A 25489-nucleotide genomic window follows, 5' to 3' on the forward strand; every position below is an offset into this window, starting at 1 on the left:
ATTACTCGGCCATCGAAGAAGAACGGGAGGTAGGGATAGGTGGAACCGGGTCATAACCACCGGGATTCCACGGATGACAGCGACCTAAACGACGAAAGGTCAGCCAGCCACCGCGCAGAAGGCCATGATTTTCGATGGCTTCATACGCGTAGCAAGAACAACTGGGGTAGAAACGACAGTGACTGGCCATCAAGGGACTAATGGCGTAGCGATAAAACTGGATCGGAACGAGTGCCAGTTTACGCATCTGGACTGTCTACCCCTACAGTTTCGGTTTTGACTGCTGGTACCGGCTTGTTGCGTGCCAGACGTTTCCAGAGTTTGCCGAAATGCTGAATCAATTCGGGGTTTTCTACGTCACCCAAACCTTTGCGCGCGACGATAACGATGTCCCAGCCGACCAGTGAATCCTGGTGCAGGCGAAACGATTCGCGCATCAGACGTTTGAGGCGATTGCGCTCGACGGAGAGCTTTACGCTCTTTTTCCCGATAACCAGCCCGAGACGGGGGTGATCGAGATCGTTGTTGCGCGCAAGGAGCAGGAGATTTTTCCCCGGAACCTTGCCGGTAGGGGAGTCAAAGACTGCCTTGAAATGCCGGGGAGTAAGCAGACGCTTTTCCCGACTGAAGTCCTGACTCACCTCCAGTGCCGGATTATCAAACTGCCAGACGTGCGCGGCCTTTGGCGCGACGACGCGACAGTACTGCACGACCGTTCTTGGTAGCCATGCGAGCACGGAAACCGTGGGTACGAGCGCGTTTGATAGTGCTTGGTTGGAAAGTACGTTTCATGTCGTGTTACCTGGTTCGTCCACAACGGGCCGGAATGGCCCCCGTTTTAAGAGACCGGGGATTCTAGAGAAAGCAAGCCAATAGGTCAATTTCCAACCAACGTTTCCTTATAAATAGATCTCCAGAGCTGTCAGCTCGTGAATTCCGTCCTGCCAGATATAAAAATAAAGAAGCGAAGTATTTAAAGCTTTTCTGTAAAGCTTATAAAAGCTAGGCCCGGCCTCATCTGTGGATAACTGACTCGAGGCCTTGTTTTCAGCACTGTACAGAGAATGACAACTACAGTGGAAAACCGTGTTCAGCCTGTGCTGCGCTATCGGATAACCTGTGGGTGGAAACGGCGTTTATCCACAGGCTGGTTATCCACCGGGTTCGCCCCCCAGTTGTCCAGTGTGCTCAGATGGGGTTATCCACAGAGCTTATTCACACACCGTTGGTCGCTTTTTCACCGGATAAGGCATTGATAAATCATGTCCACCGGACAACCTGCATGTGGATAAGTGGACGACTGGCCGCTACAATGGCCGCTTGTTTTTGCCTCACCGGCTTTCAAATTAGGGGATTTCCGTGTCAGTGGAACTTTGGCAGCAGTGCGTGGAGCTTTTGCGCGAAGAGCTGCCAGCCCAACAATTCAACACCTGGATCCGTCCATTACAGGTCGAAGCCGAAGGCGACGAGTTGCGTGTCTACGCACCGAACCGTTTTGTTCTGGACTGGGTCAACGAAAAGTACCTGGGGCGCGTCCTTGAACTGCTGGATGAGCATGGCAACGGCCTGGCGCCGTCGCTCTCCTTATTAATAGGCAGCAAGCGCAGTTCTGCGCCGCGTGCTGCGCCGAACGCGCCACTGGCCGCGGCCGCTGCATCGCTGGCTCAAGCCAGTTCCGCGCCCGTCAGTGCTCCGGCACCCGCGCCGGCCCCAACCCCGGCCAAGCGCGCGACGCAAAAAACCGAGGAAGTCAGCGAAGAGCCGTCCCGCGACAGCTTCGACCCGATGGCGGGCGCCGCCTCCCAGCAAGCGCCGGTGCGTGCCGAACAGCGCACGGTGCAGGTCGAAGGCGCGCTCAAGCACACCAGCTACCTGAATCGCACCTTTACCTTCGAGAACTTCGTCGAAGGTAAGTCCAACCAGCTCGCCCGTGCGGCGGCCTGGCAAGTGGCGGATAACCCCAAGCACGGCTACAACCCGCTCTTCCTTTATGGTGGCGTGGGTCTGGGTAAGACGCACTTGATGCACGCGGTGGGTAACCACCTGTTAAAGAAGAACCCGAATGCCAAGGTCGTGTACCTGCATTCCGAGCGTTTCGTGGCCGACATGGTCAAGGCGCTGCAACTGAACGCGATCAACGAGTTCAAGCGTTTCTACCGTTCGGTGGACGCCCTGTTGATCGACGACATTCAGTTCTTCGCCCGCAAGGAACGTTCCCAGGAAGAGTTTTTCCACACCTTCAACGCCCTGCTTGAAGGTGGCCAGCAGGTCATTCTCACCAGTGACCGCTATCCGAAGGAAATCGAAGGCCTTGAAGAGCGCCTGAAATCCCGCTTCGGCTGGGGCCTGACGGTTGCCGTCGAGCCGCCGGAGCTTGAAACCCGCGTAGCCATCTTGATGAAGAAGGCCGACCAGGCCAAAGTCGAGTTGCCACACGATGCGGCGTTCTTCATCGCCCAGCGCATTCGCTCCAACGTCCGTGAGCTGGAAGGCGCGCTGAAACGTGTGATCGCCCACTCGCACTTCATGGGCCGCGACATCACCATCGAGTTGATTCGCGAATCCCTGAAAGACCTGTTGGCGTTGCAGGACAAACTGGTCTCTGTGGATAACATTCAGCGCACCGTCGCCGAGTACTACAAGATCAAGATCTCCGACTTGCTGTCCAAGCGCCGTTCGCGCTCGGTCGCTCGCCCGCGTCAGGTCGCCATGGCACTGTCCAAGGAACTGACCAACCACAGCCTGCCGGAAATCGGCGATGTGTTTGGCGGTCGCGACCACACGACGGTGTTGCACGCCTGCCGCAAGATCAACGAACTTAAGGAATCCGACGCGGACATCCGCGAGGACTACAAGAACCTGCTGCGTACACTGACCACTTGATGAACACCAGCGCAGCTTATTAAGGCAAGGGACTAGACCATGCATTTCACCATTCAACGCGAAGCCCTGTTGAAACCCCTGCAACTGGTCGCAGGCGTCGTCGAGCGCCGACAGACCTTGCCGGTACTGTCCAACGTGCTGCTGGTCGTCGATGGCCAGCAACTGTCGCTGACCGGTACCGACCTGGAAGTCGAGCTGGTCGGTCGCGTGCAACTCGAGGAGCCGGCTGAAACAGGTTCCATCACTGTGCCTGCGCGCAAGCTGATGGATATCTGCAAAAGCCTGCCAAACGATGCGCTGATCGATATCAAGGTCGACGAGCAGAAACTGGTGGTGAAAGCCGGCCGTAGCCGCTTCACCCTGTCGACCCTGCCGGCCAACGACTTCCCGACTGTGGAAGAAGGCCCGGGTTCGCTGACCACCAGCCTGGATCAAAGCAAGCTGCGTCGCCTGATCGAACGCACCAGTTTCGCCATGGCCCAACAGGACGTGCGTTACTACCTCAACGGCATGTTGCTGGAAGTGTCGACCGGTGTGATCCGTGCCGTGGCCACCGATGGCCACCGTCTGGCAATGTGCTCGATGCAGGCCGACATCGGTCAGCAGGATCGCCATCAAGTGATCGTGCCGCGCAAAGGTATTCTCGAACTGGCGCGTCTGCTCACCGAGCCGGACGGCAACGTCAGCATCGTGCTGGGTCAGCACCACATCCGCGCGACCACCGGCGAATTCACCTTCACCTCGAAACTGGTCGACGGCAAGTTCCCTGACTACGAGCGCGTTCTGCCGAAGGGCGGCGACAAGCTGGTACTGGGTGATCGTCAGGCGCTGCGCGAAGCGTTCAGTCGTACCGCGATTCTGTCCAACGAGAAGTACCGTGGCATCCGTCTGCAACTGGCCAACGGTCAGCTGAAGATCCAGGCGAACAACCCGGAACAGGAAGAAGCGGAAGAAGAAGTAGGCGTGGAATACAACGGCGGCTCCCTGGAAATCGGCTTCAACGTCAGCTATCTGCTCGACGTGCTGGGCGTGATGACCACCGAGCAGGTTCGCTTGATCCTGTCCGACTCCAACAGCAGTGCGCTGGTGCAAGAATCCGACAATGACGATTCGGCTTACGTTGTCATGCCGATGCGTCTGTAATCAGCTGACTCTGGATGTCGCTAAGTCGCGTCTCGGTCACCGCGGTGCGCAATCTGCACCCGGTGACCTTCTCCCCCTCCCCCCGAATCAACATTCTTTACGGCGCCAACGGCAGCGGCAAAACCAGTGTTCTGGAAGCCATTCACCTGCTGGGGCTTGCCCGTTCGTTTCGCAGCACGCGGCTGTTGCCGGTCATCCAGTATGAGCAACTCGCCTGTACCGTATTCGGTCAGGTGGAGCTCGCCGAGGGTGGCCACAGTGCATTGGGGATCTCTCGCGACCGTCAGGGCGAGTTCCAGATCCGCATCGATGGCCAGAATGCCCGCAGCGCCGCGCAACTGGCGGAGATCCTGCCGCTGCAGTTGATCAACCCCGACAGCTTTCGCCTGCTGGAAGGTGCGCCGAAGATTCGCCGGCAGTTCCTCGACTGGGGCGTGTTCCACGTCGAACCGCGGTTCATGGCCACCTGGCAGCGTTTGCAGAAGGCCTTGCGCCAGAGAAACTCCTGGCTGCGGCATGGTACACTTGACGCCGTTTCGCAAGCGGTTTGGGACAGGGAACTGTGCCAGGCCAGCGCTGAAATCGATGAATACCGCCGCGCTTACATCAAAGCCTTGAAACCAGTCTTTGAACAAACCTTGAGCGAACTGGTTGAGCTCGAAGGTTTGACGCTCAGCTATTACCGAGGCTGGGACAAGGACCGGGAATTGAGTGCCGTACTTGCCGGTTCCCTGCAGCGGGACCAGCAAATGGGTCATACCCAGGCCGGACCGCAACGCGCTGACTTGCGTCTTAGATTGGGCGCTCACAATGCCGCGGACATCTTGTCCCGGGGTCAGCAGAAGTTGGTGGTTTGTGCCCTGCGCATTGCCCAGGGGCATCTGGTGAGCCAGGCCCGACGCGGCCAGTGTATTTATCTGGTGGATGACTTGCCGTCCGAGCTGGACGAAAGCCACCGTCGCGCGCTGTGCCGCTTGCTGGAAGACTTACGCTGCCAGGTCTTTATCACCTGTGTAGATCACGAATTATTGAGGGAAGGCTGGCAGACGGAAACGCCAGTCGCTCTGTTCCACGTGGAACAGGGCCGTATCACCCAGACCCACGACCATCGGGAGTGAAGGCATTGAGCGAAGAAAATACGTACGACTCATCGAGCATTAAAGTGCTGAAAGGCCTGGATGCCGTGCGCAAACGTCCCGGTATGTACATTGGTGACACCGACGATGGCAGCGGTCTGCACCACATGGTGTTCGAGGTGGTCGACAACTCGATCGACGAAGCCCTCGCCGGCCATTGCGACGACATCAGCATCATCATCCACCCGGATGAGTCCATCACCGTTAAAGACAACGGCCGTGGCATCCCGGTAGACGTGCACAAAGAGGAAGGCGTTTCCGCCGCCGAGGTCATCATGACCGTCCTCCACGCTGGCGGTAAGTTCGACGACAACTCCTATAAGGTATCCGGCGGTCTGCACGGTGTAGGTGTTTCTGTTGTGAACGCGCTGTCCGAAGAGCTGGTACTGACCGTTCGCCGCAGCGGCAAGATCTGGGAACAGACCTACGTCCACGGCGTACCTCAGGCACCGATGGCGATCGTTGGCGACAGCGAAACCACCGGTACCCAGATTCACTTCAAGGCTTCCAGCGAAACCTTCAAGAACATTCACTTCAGCTGGGACATCCTGGCCAAGCGCATTCGTGAACTGTCCTTCCTCAACTCCGGTGTCGGTATCGTCCTCAAGGATGAGCGCAGCGGCAAGGAAGAGCTGTTCAAGTACGAAGGCGGCCTGCGTGCGTTCGTTGAATACCTGAACACCAACAAGACTGCGGTCAACCAGGTGTTCCACTTCAACATCCAGCGTGAAGACGGCATCGGCGTGGAAATCGCCCTGCAGTGGAACGACAGCTTCAACGAGAACCTGTTGTGCTTCACCAACAACATCCCGCAGCGCGACGGCGGCACTCACCTGGTGGGCTTCCGTTCCGCACTGACGCGTAACCTGAACAACTACATCGAGCAGGAAGGTCTGGCGAAGAAGCACAAAGTCGCCACCACCGGTGACGATGCCCGTGAAGGCCTGACCGCGATCATCTCGGTGAAGGTGCCGGATCCGAAGTTCAGCTCCCAGACTAAAGACAAGTTGGTGTCTTCCGAAGTGAAGACTGCGGTCGAACAGGAAATGGGCAAGTACTTCTCGGACTTCCTGCTGGAAAACCCGAACGAAGCCAAACTGGTTGTCGGCAAGATGATCGACGCCGCCCGTGCCCGTGAAGCTGCGCGCAAGGCTCGTGAGATGACCCGCCGCAAAGGCGCGCTGGACATCGCCGGCCTGCCGGGCAAACTGGCTGACTGCCAGGAAAAAGACCCGGCGCTGTCCGAACTGTACCTCGTGGAAGGTGACTCCGCGGGCGGCTCTGCCAAGCAGGGACGTAACCGCAAGACCCAGGCCATCCTGCCGCTGAAGGGCAAGATCCTCAACGTCGAGAAAGCGCGTTTCGACAAGATGATCTCGTCCCAGGAAGTGGGCACCCTGATCACCGCGCTGGGCTGCGGTATCGGCCGCGAAGAGTACAACATCGACAAACTGCGCTATCACAACATCATCATCATGACCGATGCTGACGTCGACGGTTCGCACATCCGTACCCTGCTGCTGACCTTCTTCTTCCGTCAGTTGCCGGAGCTGATCGAGCGCGGCTACATCTACATCGCCCAGCCGCCGCTGTACAAGGTCAAGAAAGGCAAGCAAGAGCAATACATCAAAGACGACGACGCCATGGAAGAGTACATGACGCAGTCGGCCCTGGAAGATGCGAGCCTGCACCTGAACGAAGACGCCCCGGGTATTTCCGGCGAAGCGCTGGAACGTCTGGTGAACGACTTCCGCATGGTGATGAAGACCCTCAAGCGTCTGTCGCGCCTGTACCCGCAGGAGCTGACCGAGCACTTCATCTACCTGCCGGCCGTCAGCCTGGAAATGCTCGGCGACCACGCCAAGATGCAAGACTGGCTGGCCCAGTACGAAGTCCGTCTGCGCACCGTCGAGAAGTCCGGCCTGGTCTACAAGGCCAGCCTGCGCGAAGACCGTGAACGTGGCGTGTGGCTGCCGGAGGTCGAACTGATCTCCCACGGCCTGTCGAACTACGTCACCTTCAACCGCGACTTCTTCGGCAGCAACGACTACAAGACCGTTGTCACCCTCGGCGCTCAACTGAGCACCCTGCTCGACGACGGCGCGTACATCCAGCGTGGCGAGCGCAAGAAAGCGGTCACGGAGTTCAAGGAAGCCCTGGACTGGCTGATGGCCGAAAGCACCAAGCGCCACACCATCCAGCGATACAAAGGTCTGGGCGAAATGAACCCGGATCAGCTGTGGGAAACCACCATGGACCCAAGCGTGCGCCGCATGCTGAAAGTCACCATCGAAGACGCCATTGGTGCAGACCAGATCTTCAACACCCTGATGGGTGATGCGGTCGAACCTCGCCGTGACTTCATCGAGAGCAATGCTCTGGCGGTTTCCAACCTGGATTTCTGATCCCTTTCAGATTTCGGATGGAACTGAAGCCCCTGCTGACAGAGCGTCAACAGGGGCTTTTTGTTAGCAGATAAGTCCCTGCTGGCTGTGCAAAAGCAAAACAGTAACTATTGGAATTGCACTCAATACTTAACGGCCAGCTGGGAGATTTTGAGATGAATGAGCGACACGAGTCATTTGAAGAGCTGAAAATGACTGATCAGCAAGGTGCGGAATATTGGTCCGCACGGCGCTTGGCCAAGTTGCTTGAGTACTCAGAATATCGGCATTTTCTACCGGTTTTGGCCCGGGCCAAAGAAGCTTGTCAAAACAGTGGTCAGGAAGTCGAAGACCATTTCGAGGATTCGCTCGGAATGGTTTCTATTGGTTCTGGTGCTCAAAGGGAGTTACAGGATGTAAAGCTTTCGCGCTATGCCTGCTAGTGACAACGTTCAGGGAAAAGAGAATGCCAACCAGGTGCACTTTGAGGTTGGCAGGAAAGTCAGGGAAACCATTGCTGAGCTGGGGGGCACAATGCCTGAGGATCTCCCGGTCCCGGAAAGCAGCATCAAACAAATTGAATCCGCAGCGAAAAGACTTAGAGACCCATCTTCGGATGAGTGATTTAAACATGAGGAAGTCAGGGCCCCACTGCTCCCGACTTAAGGGGTGACTGACACCACACTCTCCAACCGATACCCATACCCATAAATCGTCAGCAACTGCCAACCCCGATCCGCCGTCAGCCCGAGCTTGTTGCGCAGGCGATAGATGTGGGTATCCAGTGGTCGCGACGAGGCCATTTCTTCGTGGGGCCAGAATCTTTCGTATAGATAGTCCCGTGACAGAGGTCGGCCGAGGTTACTGAACAGGCAATGCGCAAGCCGGTACTCGCGTTCGGTCATCATGATTGGTTTGCCTTCTCGGGTGACGGTCAGCTCGGCGTCGTCGAACACCAGATCATTGAAACGCAGAACATTGGCCACGCTCGGGCGTTGATGGCTGTGCCGGCGCAGTACGGCGGTGACTCGAGCCTTCAACTCGTTTGGACGAAAAGGCTTGCTGACGTAATCGTCAGCCCCGGCGTTCAGGGCCTGAACGATATCGCTCTCACCATCGCGACTGGTCAACATGATGGCCGCCGGTGGCGCCTCCATGTGCTCTCGGGTCCAGCGCAGCAGCGCCAGGCCGGTGAGGTCGGGCAGTTGCCAGTCGAGGATCAGCAGGTCGAAGGTTTCCCGGCGCAGTTGCCGCAGCAGGTCTTCTCCGCGTTCGAAACTGTGCAGTGACCAGGGCTGTTCACCGGCCTCGGCCATCTGTTGCAGGGTCTGCTCGACCCGGCGCAGTTCGGCGGGTTCATCGTCCAGTATCGCAACGCGCATACGCGGGATTCCTTGTCGCTTGGGTAATGGGTGGTCGACACCGGCGGTTCGACCAAAGCAGTGAAAGTAAGCGGCACACCATGGGGCGAGCCGCTATGATTCTTCGGGTCTACGTCCTCAGACCTGTCGCCTATGAAACCATTCAACCCGCCCTGCCCTGTTTTCCATGATTAACCGACGCCGCCACGAAAGCCGTGTGCAAAGTCAGGTTCAACGCCTGTTTCGGCAACTGGTGCGCGAGTGGGTGTGGATAAGTCTAGTGCTGTTGCCGCTGACTGCATTGTTGTCGTGGCGTGCGCAGGTCAATCTGCATGATCCGGCGCCAGTCGCCGGCGCGATGGTGTCGGTCGCTCTGGTGGCTTGCGTGCTGGGGTTGCTGCTGTGGCGACCGCGTCTGGCGATCTGGGTGACGCTCGGCGGGATTGCCTGCGTGCTGCTGACCAGTGCCGGCCTGGCTGAAATGCGGCGTTGGTGGTCGCCGACGCCTTCGGCGCTGGGGATGCTGTTCGGTTATCTGATCTGGAACTGGCGGCGCCTGAGTGTGGTGCTCACCTACTTCGGCTGGGAGTTGTCGCGGCTGGACAGTGAACCGAAGGTGTTTCCTGAACGGCGCCGGGCGCAGTTCCCCAGCGCTGACCGTTTGCAGGGACAGATCATGGCCCTTGAACAAGCCATGAGCCGCACCCGCGATACTCGCCGCTTCATTGCCGATGGGTTGGAGTATCTGCCGGTCGCAACGCTGATCAGCGATCCTCGAGGACAGGTCTTGTTGGGCAATCGCAAGGCCCGGAACCTGTTCGATCACAATCTGGTGGGCGAAGACGTCCTCGATCAGCTGGCAAGCCTGGGTTATCCAGAGTTGTCCACAGAGCCACGCCCGCCGCTATCTGAGCTGCCTCTGCTGGAGTTTCGTGACCACAAGGAGCGCAGCCTGCGCCTCGAACGTGCGGCGTTGTTGCCGGTGGACGGTGACACGCCGATTGGCTGGTTGTTGAGCCTGACCGACCTGAGTGCCGAGCGCGCCGCCGAAGAACAGCGCGGTGTGCTGCTGCGCTTTCTGTCCCATGACTTGCGAGCGCCGCATTCAGCGATCCTCGCCCTGCTCGACGTCCACCGGCATCAGGCTGGAACGGATTCACCGCTGTTCGAGCAGATCGAACGCCAGGTGCGTCGAGCGCTGGAACTCACCGATGGATTCGTTTTACTGGCCCGGGCCGAATCCGAGGCGTATCAGTTCCAGCCGAGTCTGTTTGCGATGCTGGTGATGGACGTACTGGACCAGGCACTGCCCATCGCCCAGCAAAAGCGTATCGAACTGCTGAACGATATGGATGATCAATCCCAGGAACGTCTGGTGCTGGCGGACCAGGGCCTGCTGACCCGGGCGCTGTTCAATCTGCTGGAAAACGCGATCAAGTACAGCCCGGCCGGGTCTACGGTCAGGTTGTGCGTTCGATGCCACGATGACTGGCTGCATTGCGAACTGACCGATCAGGGCAAAGGTATCGGGGCTGAAGACCTGCCCGATCTGTTCAGCCAGTACCGCCGTTTTTCTTCGGCTCAAGGCATCGATGGCGTGGGATTGGGGCTGTCGATGGTCAAGGCCGTGGTGGATCACCATGGTGGGCGGATCGAATGCATCAGCGTCATCGATCAGGGCACCACATTCCGTCTTGAGCTGCCGCTGATCGCTGAAGAGCAGGCATAAAAAAACCGGCTATATCAGCCGGTTTTCTTACTTCCGAAAAAAACTTATGCACCTTTTACGGTGATTTATCAGCTTCAGAAATATATAAGTAAATCAGTCACTTAATCTTTGATTTCGACGCTTTTCCAACAATCCGTACACAGGTTATCCACAAAATCTCAGACAACCACCTGATCGTTGGCAGAAGGTGCCTGCGGAGCCGGTGGCAGCGAACCCATTTCCCGCTGCGCCTGCTCGTTCCACGCTTGCACACGGTCGTTCAAATCGGCGATGGCACGTGGGCCAGTGCCTTCGGCGTACATCGGCTCACCGATAACCACAGTGATCACACCCGGTTTTTTACCCCAACCGATTTTCGGCCAGAACTTGCCGGCATTGTGCGCAATCGGCAGCACCGGAAGCGCCGCATTCACCGCCAATGCGCTGCCACTGCGGGAGAACTTGCCGATGGTGCCGTGGGGAACGCGAGTGCCTTCAGGGAAGATCAGCACCCAGACATTGTCCTTGAGCAGCTCGTCACCCTTTGCCGCGACCTGCTTGAGCGCAGCTTTCGGGTTGTCGCGATCAATCGCGATCGGCCGCAGCATGGCCATGGCCCAGCCGAAGAATGGCACGTACAGCAATTCGCGCTTGAGCACCTGGCTCAAGGGCGAGAAATAAGCGGAGAGAAAGAATGTCTCCCAGGTGCTCTGGTGGTTCGATTGAATCACGCAGGGCCGGTCAGGCACGTTTTCCGCACCTTTGACTTCGTAACGGATACCGAGGAACACCTTGGTCAACCACAAGGCGCAACGGCACCAGTACACGTTGATGAAACGATAACGCGCCTTGAACGGCAGAAAGGGCGCGATAAAAAAGCTCAGGCTGCACCACAGCAGGGACGTGGTGCCCAGCAGCAGGTAAAAGAGGAAGATTCTGATGGCCTGCAGTATCGACATGGCGACGTTTACCGTTACGGGCGATGCCCGACTGTTCAAGCGCACTCCCGATCAATCCCTGGTCAGGAACTTCAGAAGTACTCTAGTTGTGGATAAGTTCTGCGGCAATCGCCGCCAGATCGTCAAAAATCAGGGTGCCGACCGGCAAGGTCTTGGCCTGAGTCTTTTCGCCTTTCCCGGTCTTTACCAAAACGGGCTGTGAATCGACGGCTTTGGCGGCCTCCAGGTCACCAAGGCTGTCGCCGACGAACCAGACATTCGTCAGCGCCACGTTGTAGTGCTGCGCGATGGTTTTCAACATTCCCGGTTTCGGCTTGCGGCAATCGCAACCCTCGTCCGGCCCATGCGGGCAATACACGATCAGCCCGACTTCACCGCCCTGCTCCGCCACCAGTTCGCGCAGGCGCGCGTGCATGGCATCGAGAGTGGCGAGGTCGTAGTAGCCGCGAGCAATGCCCGACTGGTTGGTGGCGACCGCCACCGTCCAGCCGGCCTTGCTCAACTGCGCAATCGCTTCGATCGAGCCGGGCAGCGGAATCCACTCCTCCACCGACTTGATGTAAGCGTCGGAGTCGTAATTGATCACTCCGTCCCGATCGAGAATCAGCAGTTTCAACAGCAATCCCTCAACCCAGCAGCGAAATGTCGGCAACGCCCAGGAACAGGCCACGCAGACGCGCCAGCAGCGCGTAACGGTTGGCCCGCACGTTGGCGTCTTCGGCATTCACCATCACGGCGTCGAAGAACGCGTCGACCGGCTCGCGCAGGGCAGCCAGGCGTGCCAGCGATTCGTTGTACTGACGCGCCGCGGCCATTGGCTGTACAGCCTGGTCCGCTTGCTGGATCGCCGAGTACAGCGAGAACTCGTTGGCGTTGTCAAAGTACTTGGCCTGAACGTCGGTCGGCACGGAGCCTTCCACTTTGCTCAGCAGGTTCGACACACGCTTGTTCACCGCCGCCAGCGCTGCCGCTTCCGGCAGTTTGCGGAAGGCCTGAACCGCTTGCACACGCTGGTCGAAGTCCAGCGCCGAACCCGGCTTCAGGGCACGAACCGACAGGTAGGTGGCGACATCTACGCCTTCGTCTTCGTAACGGGCGCGCAGACGGTCGAAGATGAATTCCAGCACCGCGTCGTTCAGGCCGGCAGCCTTGACCTTGGCACCGAACGCATTCACGGCGAACGCCACGGCGTCGTTCAGGTCCAGATCCAGTTGTTTCTCGATCAGGATCCGCAGCACGCCCAGTGCCGCACGGCGCAGGGCATACGGGTCTTTGCTGCCGGTCGGCAGCATGCCGATGCCGAAGATGCCGACCAGGGTGTCGAGCTTGTCGGCGATGGCCACGGCCGCACCGGTCAGGGTGGCAGGCAGTTCAGCGCCGGCACCGCGTGGCATGTACTGCTCGTTCAGCGCCAGGGCGACGTCTTCCGGCTCGCCGTCATTGAGGGCGTAGTAGTAGCCGGCGACACCTTGCATCTCCGGGAACTCGCCGACCATTTCGGTGGCCAGGTCGCACTTGGACAGCAAACCTGCACGGGCAGCCCACGAAGCGTTGCCGCCGATGCGTGCGGCGATGTACGCGGCCAGTTTCGAAACGCGCTCGGCCTTGTCGTAGACGCTGCCGAGTTTTTCCTGGAACACCACGTTCTGCAGGCGATCGTTGAACGCTTCGAGCTTCTGCTTCTTGTCCTGCTTGAAGAAAAACTCGGCGTCGGTCAGACGTGGGCGAACCACTTTCTCGTTACCGGCGACGATCTGCTGCGGGTCTTTGGATTCAATGTTGGCCACGGTAATGAAACGTGGCAGCAACTTGCCGTCGGCATCCAGCAGGCAGAAGTACTTCTGGTTGTCCTGCATGGTGGTGATCAGCGCTTCCTGCGGCACGTCGAGGAAACGTTCCTCGAACGAGCACACCAGCGGCACCGGCCACTCGACCAGCGCGGTCACTTCGTCGAGCAGCGCCGGCGGCACGATCGCGGTGCCTTCCTGACGGGTCGCCAGCTCTTCGGTGCGCTTGCTGATGATCTCGCGACGCTCGTTGGCGTCGGCCAGCACGTAAGCGGCGCGCAGGTCGGCCAGGTAGCTCGACGGCGAACCGATGCGCACGTTTTCCGGGTGGTGGAAACGGTGGCCACGGGATTCACGGCCAGCCTTCTGCGCGAGGATCGTGCAGTCGATGACCTGGTCGCCGAGCAGCATCACCAGCCACTGGGTTGGACGCACGAATTCTTCCTTGCGTGCACCCCAACGCATGCGTTTCGGGATCGGCAGGTCGTTCAGCGAGTCTTCGACGATGGTCGGCAGCAGGCTGGCGGTCGGCTTGCCGGCGATGTTCTGGCTGTAGCGCAGTTTCGGACCGCTCTGGTCGATTTCGCTCAGCTCGACGCCGCACTTCTTGGCAAAACCCAGTGCCGCTTGAGTCGGGTTGCCTTCGGCATCGAACGCGGCCTGACGTGGCGGGCCGTCGAGGTTGATGCTGCGATCCGGCTGCTGGGTGGCCAGCGCGGTGATCAGCACAGCCAGACGACGCGGCGCGGCGTAGACAGTCTTGGTCTCGTAGCTCAGGCCGGCGGCTTGCAGGCCCTTGTCGATACCGGCGAGGAACGCTTCGGCCAGGGTGTTCAGGGCTTTGGGTGGCAGTTCTTCGGTGCCCAGTTCAACCAGAAAATCTTGAGCACTCATTGTGCAGCCTCCAGCTTGGCCAGTACTTCGTCACGCAGGTCCGGGGTTGCCATCGGGAAGCCCAGCTTGGCGCGAGCCAGCAGGTAGGCTTGGGCGACGGAACGCGCCAGGGTGCGCACGCGCAGAATGTATTGCTGACGCGCGGTCACCGAGATCGCCCGGCGTGCATCCAGCAGGTTGAAGGTGTGCGAGGCCTTCAGGACCATTTCATAGCTCGGCAACGGCAGCGGCTGGTCGAGTTCGATCAGGCGCTTGGCTTCGCTTTCATAGAAGTCGAACAGTTCGAACAGCTTGTCGACGTTGGCGTGTTCGAAGTTGTAGGTGGATTGCTCCACTTCGTTCTGGTGGAACACGTCGCCGTAGGTCACTTTGCCGAACGGACCGTCAGCCCAGACCAGGTCGTAGACCGAGTCCACGCCCTGCAGGTACATGGCCAGACGCTCGAGACCGTAGGTGATCTCGCCGGTCACCGGGTAGCACTCGATGCCGCCCGCCTGCTGGAAGTAAGTGAACTGGGTCACTTCCATGCCGTTCAGCCAGACTTCCCAGCCCAGACCCCAGGCGCCGAGGGTCGGCGATTCCCAGTTGTCTTCGACGAAGCGGATGTCGTGGACCAGCGGGTCCAGGCCGACATGCTTGAGGGAGCCCAGGTACAGTTCCTGGAAGTTGTCCGGGTTCGGCTTCAGGACTACCTGGAACTGGTAGTAGTGCTGCAGACGGTTCGGGTTTTCGCCGTAACGGCCGTCAGTCGGACGGCGGCTTGGCTGTACGTAAGCGGCGTTCCAGGTTTCCGGGCCGATGGCACGCAGGAATGTCGCGGTGTGGAAAGTGCCGGCGCCTACTTCCATATCGTAGGGCTGAAGTACCACACAACCTTGCTCGGCCCAGTATTGCTGGAGCGCGAGGATCAAGTCTTGGAAGGTACGCACGGCTGGCGTAGGCTGGCTCACGAAATTCACCTGTTTCTTGGGCTGCGATTTAAAGAGCGGGAGTATACCCGATTCAGTCGCACCTCCACCCCCTGGAGCCTTATGCCACGCTGCTTTTGGTGCAACGAAGATCCGCTGTACATGGCTTACCACGATCAGGAGTGGGGCACGCCGCTACGCGATGCGCAGGGATTGTTCGAGTTGCTTTTGCTCGAAGGGTTCCAGGCCGGGCTTTCGTGGATCACCGTGCTGCGTAAACGCGAGCGGTATCGCGAGGTGTTGTTCGGCTTCGACGTACAGCGCGTGGCGCAGATGAGCGACGCAGAAATCGATGAATTGATGCTCGATCCGGGGATCATCCGCAACCGCCTCAAGCTCAATGCCGCCCGGCGCAATGCCCAGGCGTGGCTGGCGCTGGAGGATCCGGTGGCCTTCCTCTGGTCGTTTGTGGATAACCGACCGGTGATCAATCATTTCAAGGACCGCAGCGAAGTCCCGGCGATCACCCCGCAAGCCGTGGCCATGAGCAAAGGCCTGAAAAAGGCCGGTTTCACCTTCGTCGGTCCGACCATTTGCTATGCGCTGATGCAGGCCTCGGGGATGGTCATGGATCACACTCAGGACTGCGACCGCTACGCGCAGCTCGTCAACGCCGGTTAGAATGGCCGCCTCGCGCACAGCACAAGATCAGGAGTGACCTGTGGAAAAGTTTAAAGGCGCCATGCTGGTTGGCGCTCTGCGGCTGTTTGCCCTGCTTCCGTGGCGGGCCGTGCAGGCCGTGGGTTCGGCGATCGGCTGGATCATGTGGAAAACCCCCAACCGTTCCCGCGATGTGGTGCGGATCAACCTCGCCAAATGTTTTCCACAGATGGACCCGGCTGAACGTGAGCGTCTGGTCGGCCAGAGCCTGAAAGACATCGGCAAGTCCCTGACCGAAAGCGCCTGCGCCTGGATCTGGCCGGCCCAGCGTTCCATTGACCTGGTGCGCGAAGTCGAGGGCCTCGACATCCTCAAGGACGCATTGGCGTCCGGCAAAGGCGTGGTCGGCATCACCAGCCACCTCGGCAACTGGGAAGTGCTCAACCACTTCTATTGCAGCCAGTGCAAACCGATCATTTTCTATCGTCCGCCGAAGCTCAAGGCTGTGGATGAATTGCTGCGCAAGCAGCGGGTGCAGTTGGGCAACCGCGTGGCGGCGTCGACCAAGGAAGGCATCCTCAGCGTCATCAAGGAAGTGCGCAAGGGCGGTCAGGTGGGGATTCCCGCGGACCCGGAGCCAGCTGAATCCGCCGGGATCTTCGTGCCGTTCTTCGCGACCCAGGCCCTGACCAGCAAGTTCGTGCCGAACATGCTCGCCGGTGGCAAGGCCGTCGGGGTGTTCCTGCATGCCCTGCGTCTGCCGGACGGTTCCGGCTACAAGGTGATTCTGGAAGCAGCGCCGGAAGCGATGTACAGCACCGACACCGAAACCTCCTGCGCAGCGATGAGTCAGGTGGTCGAGCGTTATGTGGCGGCTTATCCGAGCCAGTACATGTGGAGCATGAAACGCTTCAAGAAGCGTCCGCCGGGTGAGGCGCGCTGGTACTGATCGGCGATGTGCAATTGTGGATAACCTGACAACACGGGTTATCCACAGCCGTTACGGCTTTTGCCGATCCAGCTTCTTCAGAAACACCATCATTTCCTTCTCGGCCTGCTTGTCGCCGTGGGCCCGGGCCGCTTCCAGCCCCTGCTCCCACGCTTGGCGTGCAGCCGCCAGATCACCCAGCGCCAACTGCGCCTTGCCCAACAGTTTCCATGCTGCCGAGTATTTCGGATCGAAGCCGACGCAACGCTGGAAATGCTCGGCCGCCTTCGCGTTTTCTCCCAGATCCAGATAACCCTTGCCCAAACCGAAGCGCAGTAAAGAGTTGTCCACACCCTTGGCGAGCATTTTTTCCAGGGATTCGATCATCGGTCTCGCCTCTTGGTCGGTCAGAAGAAGCTCAATCCCACGTGGAACAGCTTCTCCACGTCGCGAATGTGCTTTTTATCCACAAGGAACAGAATCACATGGTCGCCCGCGGCAATCACTGTGTCGTCATGGGCGATGATCACTTCTTCGTCGCGGATGATCGCGCCGATGGTGGTCCCCGGCGGCAGGGCGATGTTTTCGATGGCCTTGCCGATGACCTTGCTCGACTTCGAATCACCATGGGCCACCGCTTCGATGGCTTCCGCCGCACCCCGGCGCAAGGAGTGCACGCTGACGATATCGCCGCGCCGCACGTGGGCCAGCAAGGTGCCGATGGTCGCCAGTTGCGGGCTGATGGCGATGTCGATGTCACCGCCCTGGATCAGGTCGACGTAGGCCGGGTTGTTGATGATTGTCATCACCTTCTTCGCGCCCAGACGCTTGGCCAGCAGCGACGACATGATGTTGGCTTCGTCATCGTTGGTCAGCGCGAGGAAGATGTCCGCGTCGGCGATGTTCTCTTCCAGTAGCAGGTCGCGATCTGAAGCGCTGCCCTGCAACACCACGGTGCTGTCGAGGGTATCGGAGAGATAACGGCAGCGCGCCGGGTTCATCTCGATGATCTTCACCTGGTAACGGCTTTCGATGGCCTCGGCCAGCCGCTCACCGATCTGCCCGCCGCCGGCAATGACGATGCGCTTGTAGGTTTCGTCGAGGCGGCGCATTTCGCTCATCACGGCGCGAATGTTCTCACGGGCGGCGATGAAGAAGACTTCGTCGTCGGCCTCGATCACCGTGTCGCCCTGAGGAAGAATCGGTCGGTCGCGGCGGAAAATCGCCGCCACTCGCGTTTCCACATTCGGCATGTGCTCGCGCAACTGGCGCAGTTGCTGGCCCACCAGCGGCCCGCCGTAGTAAGCGCGCACCGCTACCAGTTGCGCCTGGCCCTCGGCGAAGTCGATCACCTGCAAGGCGCCAGGGTGCTGGATCAGGCGCTTGATGTAGTTGGTGACCACTTGCTCGGGGCTGATCAGCACGTCGACCGGGATCGCCTCGTTCTGGAACAGTTGTTCCTCGCGGGTCAGGTACGACGCCTCGCGTACTCGGGCGATCTTGGTCGGGGTGTGGAACAGGGTGTGGGCAACCTGGCAGGCGACCATGTTGGTTTCGTCGCTGTTGGTCACCGCCACCAGCATGTCGGCGTCGTCGGCACCGGCCTGACGCAGAATGTTCGGCAACGAGCCACGGCCCTGCACGGTACGGATATCGAGACGGTCGCCGAGGTCGCGCAGACGGTCGCCATCGGTGTCGACCACGGTGATGTCGTTGGCTTCGCTGGCCAGATGTTCAGCCAGCGAACCGCCGACCTGCCCTGCACCGAGGATGATGATTTTCAACCCGTCACTCCATTGAATCCGTTTAGCCGCGCGCGGCAGCGATCTTGATCAACTTGGCGTAGTAGAACCCGTCATGCCCGCCCTGCTGGGCCAGCAATTGGCGACCATGGGGCTGCTTGATCCCGGCCTGCGTGGCCAGATCGAGTTCCCGGGCACCCGGCGTGCGCTCCAGGAACGCGGCGATCACTTCGGTGTTCTCGGTCGGCAAGGTCGAGCAGGTGGCGTACAGCAGGATGCCGCCCACTTCGAGGGTTTTCCACATGGCGTCGAGCAACTCGCCTTGCAGTTGCGCGAGGGCGGCGATGTCGTCGGCCTGACGGGTCAGCTTGATGTCCGGATGGCGGCGGATCACCCCGGTGGCCGAGCATGGCGCGTCGAGCAGGATGCGCTGGAACGGTTTGCCGTCCCACCATGCCGCCGTGTCGCGACCGTCGGCGGCGATCAGTTCGGCGTTCAGGCCGAGGCGTTCGAGGTTTTCCTTCACCCGCACCAGACGCTTGGCTTCCAGGTCCACCGCGACCACGCCGGCCAGCGCCGGTTCGGCTTCGAGGATGTGGCAGGTCTTGCCGCCCGGCGCGCAGCAGGCGTCCAGAACTCGCTGACCCGGCGCGAGGTCGAGCAGGTCGGCGGCCAGTTGCGCGGCTTCGTCCTGCACGCTGATCCAGCCCTCGGCGAAACCCGGCAGGCTGCGCACGTCAGCGGCGGCGTCGAGGATGATGCCGTCGCGGCTGAAGGTGCACGGCTGCGCGGCGATGCCCGCTTCAGTCAGCAGATCGAGGTAGGCATCGCGGCTGTGATGACGGCGGTTGACCCGCAGGATCATCGGCGGATGCGCGTTGTTGGCTTCGCAGATGGCTTCCCACTGTTCAGGCCAGAAGGCCTTCAGGGATTTTTGCAGCCAGCGCGGGTGGGCGGTGCGCACCACCGGATCGCGCTCCAGTTCGACGAAGATCGCCTCATGTTCGCGTTGGGCGTTGCGCAGGACGGCGTTGAGCAGACCTTTGGCCCACGGCTTTTTCAGCTTGTCGGCGCAACCGACGGTTTCGCCAATGGCGGCGTGAGCCGGGACGCGGGTGTAGAGCAACTGATAGAGACCGACCAGCAGCAGCGCCTCGACATCGGCGTCGGCAGCCTTGAACGGCTTCTGCAAAAGTTTTTCCGCCAGCGCCGACAAACGTGGCTGCCAGCGGGCGGTGCCGAACGCCAAGTCCTGAGTGAAGCCGCGATCGCGATCCTCGACCTTGTCCAGTTGCGTCGGCAGGGAGCTGTTGAGCGAAGCCTTGCCGCTCAGGACAGCGGCGAGTGCCTTGGCGGCGGCCAGACGCGGGTTCATTGCGCGTCCACCGCTGCGCCAAGCACCGTGCCGGTGGCGAATTTCTCACGACGGCTGTTGAACAGATCGCTGAAGTTCAGCGCCTTGCCACCGGGCAATTGCAGGCGGGTCAGGCACAGCGCCTGTTCGCCACAGGCGACGAGCAGGCCGTCCTTGCTGGCGCCGAGGATGGTGCCCGGTGCGCCTTTGCCTTCGGCCAGTGTCGCCGCCAGCACTTTCAGCGCTTCGCCGTTGAGCGTGCTATGGGTGATCGGCCATGGATTGAAGGCGCGGACCAGACGTTCCAGCTCGATGGCCGGACGGCTCCAGTCGATGCGCGCCTCGTCCTTGTTCAGTTTGTGCGCGTAGGTGGCGAGGTCGTCGTTCTGCACTTCGCCTTCCAGGGTGCCAGCGGCCAGACCGGCAATCGCTTGCACGACGGCTGGCGGGCCCATCTCGGCGAGGCGGTCGTGGAGGCTGCCGCCGGTGTCTTCGGCGCTGATCGGGGTGACGACCTTGAGCAGCATTGGCCCGGTATCGAGGCCCGCTTCCATGCGCATCACGGTCACGCCGCTTTCGGCGTCGCCTGCTTCGACAGCGCGCTGGATCGGCGCCGCACCGCGCCAGCGTGGCAGCAGGGAGGCGTGGCTGTTGATGCAGCCCAGGCGCGGAATATCCAGCACCACTTGCGGCAGGATCAGGCCATAGGCGACCACCACCATCAAGTCCGGCTTCAGCGCTGCGAGCTCGGCCTGAGCGTCAGCGTTGCGCAGGGTCGGCGGCTGCAACACCTGGATATTGTTTTCCAGGGCGAGCTGTTTGACCGGGCTCGGCATCAGCTTTTGCCCACGACCGGCCGGACGATCCGGTTGGGTGTAGACCGCAACGATCTCGTAAGGGCTGTCCAGCAGGGCCTTGAGGTGTTCGGCGGCGAATTCCGGGGTGCCGGCAAAAACGATGCGCAGTGGCTCAGTCATGGGGGAGTCTCATAAAAAGAAAAAGGCTTGCCGCAGCAAGCCTTTGGAGAGGGGCATCAAGCGTTCTGGCGGTGCTGCTTTTCCAGTTTCTTCTTGATCCGGTCGCGTTTGAGCGTGGACAGGTAATCGACGAACAACTTGCCGTTGAGGTGGTCGCATTCGTGCTGGATGCACACGGCGAGCAGGCCTTCGGCGATCAGTTCGTAAGGCTTGCCGTCACGATCCAGAGCCTTGATCTTGACCTTCTGCGGGCGGTCGACGTTTTCGTAGAAACCCGGCACCGAGAGGCAGCCTTCCTGGTATTGCTCCATTTCGTCGGTCAGCGATTCGAACTCGGGGTTGATGAACACCCGCGGTTCGGTGCGGTCTTCGGAAAGGTCCATCACGACGATACGTTTGTGCACGTTGACCTGGGTCGCGGCAAGGCCGATGCCCGGCGCTTCATACATTGTTTCAAACATGTCATCGACCAGCTGACGCACTTCGTCGTCCACTACAGCCACAGGTTTGGCGATAGTGCGCAGACGCGGGTCCGGAAATTCGAGGATGTTCAAAATGGCCATAAGCTTGATTGCTGCACGTGTGAGGTAAAGTCGGGTCGATGGCCTGGCGGGTCCGAAGATGCAGGCTACCGTTGTGAAACGTAGCTCCTTGCTTTTAAGCATAGAGCAGGGAGCGAGCCACGGGGGCTCTGGCGTTTCACGCGAACGCACATAATAAAGGGATTCACCGCATGAGGAAATCACTACTCGCCCTGCTGTTTCTGGCCTCGGCCGGCGCCGCGCACGGGCAAGTGCAACTCAAGGAAGGTTTTCCACAGCAATACACGGTGGTTTCAGGGGATACGCTCTGGGACATCTCCGGTAAATATTTGCGCGAACCCTGGCAGTGGCCGCAGCTGTGGCGGGCCAATCCGCAGATCGAAAACCCCAACCTGATCTATCCGGGCGACACGCTGACGCTCAGTTACGTCAACGGCCAGCCCCGCCTGACCCTCAATCGCGGGGCGTCGCGCGGCACCATCAAGCTGTCGCCACGGATCCGCAGCAGCCCGGTGGCCGAAGCGATCCCGAGCATTCCGCTCAAATCCATCAACAGTTTTCTGCTGAGCAACCGCATCGTCGACAAGGTCGAGGACTTCGACAAGGCGCCGTACATCGTTGCCGGCGATGCCGAGCGGGTGCTCAGTGGCACCGGTGACCGGATCTTCGCCCGAGGCCATTTCGATCCGAACCAGCCTGTCTACGGCATCTTCCGCCAGGGCAAGGTCTACACCGATCCGCAGAGCAAGGAGTTCCTGGGGATCAACGCCGACGACATCGGCGGCGGTGAGATCATCGCCACCGAAGGCGACGTCGCCACCCTCGCCCTGCAACGCACGACCCAGGAAGTGCGCCTCGGCGACCGTTTGTTCAGCGGCGAAGAGCGTTCCATCAACTCGACCTTCATGCCCAGCGCTCCCACCACCGACATCAAAGGCCTGATCATCGATGTTCCGCGCGGCGTGACGCAGATCGGCGCGATGGACGTGGTGACCCTGAACAAGGGCAAACGCGATGGTCTGGCCGAAGGCAACGTGCTGGTGGTGATGAAAACAGGGGAAACCGTGCGTGACCGGATCACCGGCCAGCCGTTGAAAATCCCCGATGAACGCGCCGGATTGCTGATGGTGTTCCGCACCTACGACAAACTCAGTTACGGCCTTGTACTCAACGCATCGCGCTCGCTGGCGGTGCTGGACAAGGTGCGAAATCCTTAGCTGGCTTCACAAGTTACCAACAGACTTATCCACAGCTTGTTCCGAAAGGTTCGGGGCTTATAACGATCAAGGATGATCCATGATGATGCCTGTCTGTACGCCGGTTTCCCCTGCGGAACTGGAAGCGCGTTTGCGCCTGCACCGTTTGCCGGAAATCGGCCCGAAACGTTTTGCCCGGTTGCTCGAAGCGTTCGGCTCCGCCTCCAAGGCCATCAGTGCGCCGGCCAGTGCCTGGCGTTCGCTGGGTTTGCCGGTGGCGAGCGCCGAAGCTCGCCGTTGTCCTGAAGTGCGTGACGGTGCGGGCCGCGCATTGGCCTGGCTAGAGCGCCCGGGCCAGCATTTGCTGATGCTCGACCAGCCGGACTACCCGGCATTGCTGGCGCAGATTGCCGATCCGCCACCGCTGCTGTTTGTTGCCGGTGACCCGCTGATCCTGGAAAAACCGCAGCTGGCGATGGTCGGCAGTCGCCGTGCCTCACGTCCGGGCATGGACACCGCCACGGCGTTTGCCCGCAGCCTGGCCGGAGCCGGTTTCGTCATCACCAGTGGCCTGGCGTTGGGCATCGATGCCGCCGTGCATCAAGCTGCGCTCGACGTCGGCGGGCAAACCGTCGGGGTGCTGGGTACTGGCCTGGAAAAATTTTATCCACAGCGCAATCGGCGGCTGGCGGACACGATGATTGCCTCTGGCAGTGCGGTGATTTCGGAGTTTCCACTGGACGCCGGGCCGACGGCGAGCAACTTCCCCAGGCGCAACCGGATCATCAGCGGTTTGTCCCTCGGCGTACTGGTGGTCGAGGCCAGTGTGGCCAGCGGTTCGTTGATCACCGCGCGACTGGCGGCGGAACAGGGGCGCGAGGTGTACGCGATTCCGGGCTCGATCCATCACCCCGGCGCGCGCGGTTGCCATCAACTGATCCGCGATGGTGCGGTGCTGGTGGAAACCATCGAGCACATCCTCGAGGCCCTGCGTGGCTGGCAGAACTTGTCGGTATCCACGACTACACCGGCTACGGACAATCCGTTGCTGCATCTGCTGCACGCGGCGCCACACACCAGCGAGGGCTTGGCCGACAGCAGTGGCTGGGCGTTGCCAAAAGTACTGGCGGCATTGACCGAACTGGAGATGGAGGGCCGCGCGGTGTGCGAAAACGGCCGCTGGTTTGCGCGGGTAAGCTAGGTTTTACATTGAAGATCGGTAAACTGCGCAAAACCTGTTTTCGGAGAGTTTTTCATGGTCAACAGTTGGCGTGTGCAACAAGCCGCACGAGAGATTCGCGCCGGGGCGGTGATTGCCTATCCAACCGAAGCCGTCTGGGGGCTGGGGTGCGATCCATGGAATGAAGAAGCGGTGGATCGCCTGTTGGCGATCAAGAACCGTTCGGTGGACAAGGGGTTGATTCTGGTCGCCGATAACATTCGCCAGTTCGATTTCCTGTTCGAGGATTTCCCCCAGGACTGGATCGATCGCATGGCCAGTACCTGGCCGGGGCCGAACACCTGGCTGGTGCCGCACCAGAACCTGTTGCCGGAGTGGGTGACCGGGGTGCATGACACCGTGGCTTTGCGGGTCAGCGATCATCCTCAAGTGCGGGACTTGTGCTCGCTGGTCGGGCCTTTGATCTCGACCTCGGCCAATCCGCAAGGACGACCGGCGGCGAAGAGTCGCTTGCGGGTCGAGCAGTATTTCCGTGGTCAGGTCGATCTGGTGCTGGGCGGAATGCTCGGTGGGCGCAAGAACCCGAGCCTGATTCGCGATCTGGCGACCGGCAAGGTTGTGCGCCCGTCCTGAAATCCGAAGAGCCTGGTGGCGGGGAGCTTGCTCCCCGCCACCATCGGTTTTATGGCAACAGAACAGTCGAACCCGTCGTGCGCCGCGCCGACAACTCGGTCTGCGCCTTCGCCGCATCCGCCAGTGCGTAACGCTGGCTGATATCCACTTTCAGCTTGCCGCTGGTGATCATCCCGAACAGCTCATCGGCCATCCGTTGCAGGTTCTCGGCGTTGTTGGCGTAGGTCGCCAGCGTTGGCCGGGTGACGTACAGCGAGCCTTTCGCCGCCAGAATTCCCAGGTTTACGCCGTCCACCGCGCCGGATGCGTTGCCGAAGCTCACCACCAGGCCACGGGGCGCTGCGCTGTCCAGCGAGGCCGGCCAGGTGTCCTTGCCGACGCCGTCGTAGACCACCGGGACTTTTTTCCCGTCGGTCAATTCCAGCACCTGCTGGGCGACGTTTTCGTGGCTGTAATCGATGGTTGCCCAGGCGCCATGGGCCTTGGCCAGTTCGGCTTTTGCTGGCGAGCTGACGGTGCCGATCAGCTTCACACCCAGCGCTTTCGCCCATTGGCAGGCCAGCAAACCGACGCCGCCGGCCGCTGCGTGGAACAGAATGGTTTCGCCGCCCTGCAGTTCATAAGTCTGACGCAGCAGGTACTGCACGGTCAGGCCCTTGAGCATCACGCCGGCAGCGGTTTCGAAGCTGATGGCGTCCGGCAGGTGCACCAGATTTGCTTCGGGCAAGACATGCACGTCGCTGTAGGCGCCCAGCGGGCCGCTGCCATAAGCCACACGGTCACCAACCTTGAACCGGGTGACGGCGCTGCCCACGGCCTCGACGATGCCTGCGCCTTCCGAGCCCACACCCGACGGCAATGCCGGTGGCGCGTACAGACCGCTGCGGTAGTAGGTGTCGATGAAATTCAGGCCGATGGCCTTGTTGCTTACGCGAACCTGATGCGGGCCGGGCTCGGCAGGTTGATAGTCAACATACTCGAGCACTTCGGGGCCGCCGTGGGCGCGGAACTGGATTCGCTTGGCCATCTGCCTACTCCTTGGGATGTTCTGAAAGGCCCCTATCGAACTCCCATGCTTGATCTTCGTCAACTGCGGCGTGCCGGCCTGCGATGG

26 protein-coding genes are annotated in these 25489 nt (G+C 60.4%); 12 read left to right on the top strand and 14 right to left on the bottom strand.

Annotated features, from left to right (window positions below; all coding sequences use genetic code 11):
- Position 1: 1 nt before the first annotated feature.
- From yidD to rpmH, 3 genes are read right to left on the bottom strand one after another with little or no spacing between them, the layout of a single operon-like run.
- Positions 2-247 (bottom strand): membrane protein insertion efficiency factor YidD, encoded by a 246-nt coding sequence (gene yidD, locus AC1RME_RS03160; RefSeq protein WP_010465488.1) that lies wholly within the window; start codon positions 245-247, stop codon positions 2-4.
- Positions 240-641: a ribonuclease P protein component gene (gene rnpA / locus AC1RME_RS03165; RefSeq protein WP_011336726.1), complete on the bottom strand. Its 402-nt coding sequence runs from the start codon at positions 639-641 to the stop codon at positions 240-242. The genes yidD and rnpA overlap by 8 nt, the downstream gene beginning before the upstream one ends.
- A gap of 16 nt (positions 642-657) precedes the next feature.
- On the bottom strand, positions 658-792 hold the full coding sequence (gene rpmH, locus AC1RME_RS03170) for a 50S ribosomal protein L34 (protein WP_003213577.1): 135 nt from the start codon (positions 790-792) through the stop codon (positions 658-660).
- Positions 793-1359: 567 nt separating this feature from the next.
- Here rpmH and dnaA point away from each other — a divergent pair.
- The 6 genes from dnaA (at position 1360) to AC1RME_RS03200 (ending at position 8170) form a co-directional block, all read left to right on the top strand.
- The gene (gene dnaA / locus AC1RME_RS03175) at positions 1360-2883 is read left to right on the top strand and encodes a chromosomal replication initiator protein DnaA (protein ID WP_096822383.1); all 1524 of its coding nucleotides are present in this window, start codon (positions 1360-1362) and stop codon (positions 2881-2883) included.
- Between the two features lie 39 nt (positions 2884-2922).
- A complete protein-coding gene (dnaN, locus tag AC1RME_RS03180) occupies positions 2923-4026 on the top strand; it encodes a DNA polymerase III subunit beta (RefSeq protein ID WP_096822384.1) in 1104 nt (367 codons plus the stop codon).
- A 14-nt stretch (positions 4027-4040) separates the two neighbouring features.
- The gene (gene recF / locus AC1RME_RS03185) at positions 4041-5144 is read left to right on the top strand and encodes a DNA replication/repair protein RecF (RefSeq protein ID WP_007911886.1); all 1104 of its coding nucleotides are present in this window, start codon (positions 4041-4043) and stop codon (positions 5142-5144) included.
- Between the two features lie 5 nt (positions 5145-5149).
- Positions 5150-7567 (top strand): DNA topoisomerase (ATP-hydrolyzing) subunit B, encoded by a 2418-nt coding sequence (gene gyrB / locus AC1RME_RS03190; RefSeq protein ID WP_007954129.1) that lies wholly within the window; start codon positions 5150-5152, stop codon positions 7565-7567.
- A 155-nt stretch (positions 7568-7722) separates the two neighbouring features.
- Positions 7723-7989: a hypothetical protein gene (locus AC1RME_RS03195; protein ID WP_255261967.1), complete on the top strand. Its 267-nt coding sequence runs from the start codon at positions 7723-7725 to the stop codon at positions 7987-7989.
- A complete protein-coding gene (locus AC1RME_RS03200; protein WP_493070399.1) occupies positions 7979-8170 on the top strand; it encodes a hypothetical protein in 192 nt (63 codons plus the stop codon). The genes AC1RME_RS03195 and AC1RME_RS03200 overlap by 11 nt, the downstream gene beginning before the upstream one ends.
- A gap of 38 nt (positions 8171-8208) precedes the next feature.
- Here the strand turns inward: AC1RME_RS03200 and AC1RME_RS03205 are convergent, their stop codons facing one another.
- Positions 8209-8928 carry a response regulator transcription factor gene (locus tag AC1RME_RS03205; RefSeq protein WP_096822385.1) on the bottom strand — a complete coding sequence of 240 codons (720 nt, stop codon included), beginning with the start codon at positions 8926-8928 and terminating at the stop codon, positions 8209-8211.
- A gap of 166 nt (positions 8929-9094) precedes the next feature.
- Between AC1RME_RS03205 and AC1RME_RS03210 the strand changes: the two genes are divergently transcribed.
- Positions 9095-10636 carry a sensor histidine kinase gene (locus AC1RME_RS03210; RefSeq protein ID WP_096822386.1) on the top strand — a complete coding sequence of 514 codons (1542 nt, stop codon included), beginning with the start codon at positions 9095-9097 and terminating at the stop codon, positions 10634-10636.
- A 158-nt stretch (positions 10637-10794) separates the two neighbouring features.
- Here AC1RME_RS03210 and AC1RME_RS03215 read toward each other — a convergent pair whose 3' ends face one another.
- The 4 genes from AC1RME_RS03215 to glyQ all read right to left on the bottom strand — a co-directional run bounded on the left by AC1RME_RS03215 (position 10795) and on the right by glyQ (position 15205).
- A complete protein-coding gene (locus AC1RME_RS03215) occupies positions 10795-11574 on the bottom strand; it encodes a lysophospholipid acyltransferase family protein (protein WP_096822387.1) in 780 nt (259 codons plus the stop codon).
- 82 nt (positions 11575-11656) lie between these two features.
- The gene (gene gmhB, locus AC1RME_RS03220; RefSeq protein WP_164872121.1) at positions 11657-12196 is read right to left on the bottom strand and encodes a D-glycero-beta-D-manno-heptose 1,7-bisphosphate 7-phosphatase; all 540 of its coding nucleotides are present in this window, start codon (positions 12194-12196) and stop codon (positions 11657-11659) included.
- Between the two features lie 4 nt (positions 12197-12200).
- Positions 12201-14255: a glycine--tRNA ligase subunit beta gene (gene glyS / locus AC1RME_RS03225; RefSeq protein WP_096822388.1), complete on the bottom strand. Its 2055-nt coding sequence runs from the start codon at positions 14253-14255 to the stop codon at positions 12201-12203.
- Positions 14252-15205, bottom strand: coding sequence for a glycine--tRNA ligase subunit alpha (gene glyQ, locus AC1RME_RS03230; RefSeq protein ID WP_003187265.1), 954 nt, complete (start codon positions 15203-15205; stop codon positions 14252-14254). Before glyQ ends, glyS begins: the two co-directional genes overlap by 4 nt.
- A gap of 81 nt (positions 15206-15286) precedes the next feature.
- On the opposite strand from glyQ, the gene tag reads away from it, so the two are divergent.
- Both tag and AC1RME_RS03240 read left to right on the top strand, forming a co-directional pair.
- Positions 15287-15844, top strand: a complete 558-nt coding sequence (tag, locus tag AC1RME_RS03235) for a DNA-3-methyladenine glycosylase I (RefSeq protein ID WP_007954111.1) — start codon at positions 15287-15289, stop codon at positions 15842-15844.
- A 40-nt stretch (positions 15845-15884) separates the two neighbouring features.
- A complete protein-coding gene (locus AC1RME_RS03240) occupies positions 15885-16772 on the top strand; it encodes a lysophospholipid acyltransferase (protein WP_085713088.1) in 888 nt (295 codons plus the stop codon).
- A 51-nt stretch (positions 16773-16823) separates the two neighbouring features.
- Here the strand turns inward: AC1RME_RS03240 and AC1RME_RS03245 are convergent, their stop codons facing one another.
- The 5 genes from AC1RME_RS03245 to def are packed head-to-tail and all read right to left on the bottom strand — an operon-like array spanning position 16824 to position 21387.
- Entirely contained in the window at positions 16824-17138 is a 315-nt protein-coding gene (locus tag AC1RME_RS03245) for a tetratricopeptide repeat protein (RefSeq protein ID WP_096822389.1), read from the bottom strand.
- Positions 17139-17158: 20 nt separating this feature from the next.
- Positions 17159-18535, bottom strand: a complete 1377-nt coding sequence (gene trkA / locus AC1RME_RS03250) for a Trk system potassium transporter TrkA (protein ID WP_007954108.1) — start codon at positions 18533-18535, stop codon at positions 17159-17161.
- A 22-nt stretch (positions 18536-18557) separates the two neighbouring features.
- A complete protein-coding gene (rsmB, locus tag AC1RME_RS03255; RefSeq protein ID WP_096822390.1) occupies positions 18558-19868 on the bottom strand; it encodes a 16S rRNA (cytosine(967)-C(5))-methyltransferase RsmB in 1311 nt (436 codons plus the stop codon).
- Positions 19865-20824: a methionyl-tRNA formyltransferase gene (gene fmt, locus AC1RME_RS03260; protein WP_096822391.1), complete on the bottom strand. Its 960-nt coding sequence runs from the start codon at positions 20822-20824 to the stop codon at positions 19865-19867. Before fmt ends, rsmB begins: the two co-directional genes overlap by 4 nt.
- A gap of 56 nt (positions 20825-20880) precedes the next feature.
- Positions 20881-21387: a peptide deformylase gene (gene def, locus AC1RME_RS03265; RefSeq protein ID WP_007954104.1), complete on the bottom strand. Its 507-nt coding sequence runs from the start codon at positions 21385-21387 to the stop codon at positions 20881-20883.
- A gap of 170 nt (positions 21388-21557) precedes the next feature.
- Here def and AC1RME_RS03270 point away from each other — a divergent pair, with 170 nt between their 5' ends.
- From AC1RME_RS03270 to tsaC, 3 genes are all read left to right on the top strand, one after another.
- Positions 21558-22583 (top strand): LysM peptidoglycan-binding domain-containing protein, encoded by a 1026-nt coding sequence (locus AC1RME_RS03270; RefSeq protein WP_096822392.1) that lies wholly within the window; start codon positions 21558-21560, stop codon positions 22581-22583.
- A 79-nt stretch (positions 22584-22662) separates the two neighbouring features.
- Complete coding sequence (dprA, locus tag AC1RME_RS03275) at positions 22663-23763, top strand: DNA-processing protein DprA (RefSeq protein ID WP_493090459.1); 1101 nt, start codon at positions 22663-22665, stop codon at positions 23761-23763.
- Positions 23764-23817: 54 nt separating this feature from the next.
- Entirely contained in the window at positions 23818-24375 is a 558-nt protein-coding gene (gene tsaC / locus AC1RME_RS03280) for an L-threonylcarbamoyladenylate synthase type 1 TsaC (RefSeq protein ID WP_096822394.1), read from the top strand.
- 49 nt (positions 24376-24424) lie between these two features.
- Here the strand turns inward: tsaC and AC1RME_RS03285 are convergent, their stop codons facing one another.
- A complete protein-coding gene (locus tag AC1RME_RS03285; protein ID WP_096822395.1) occupies positions 24425-25402 on the bottom strand; it encodes an NADPH:quinone reductase in 978 nt (325 codons plus the stop codon).
- Positions 25403-25489 lie beyond the last annotated feature (87 nt).

The sequence above is a fragment of the Pseudomonas sp. GW822-FHT03F08 genome, assembly GCF_058801265.1.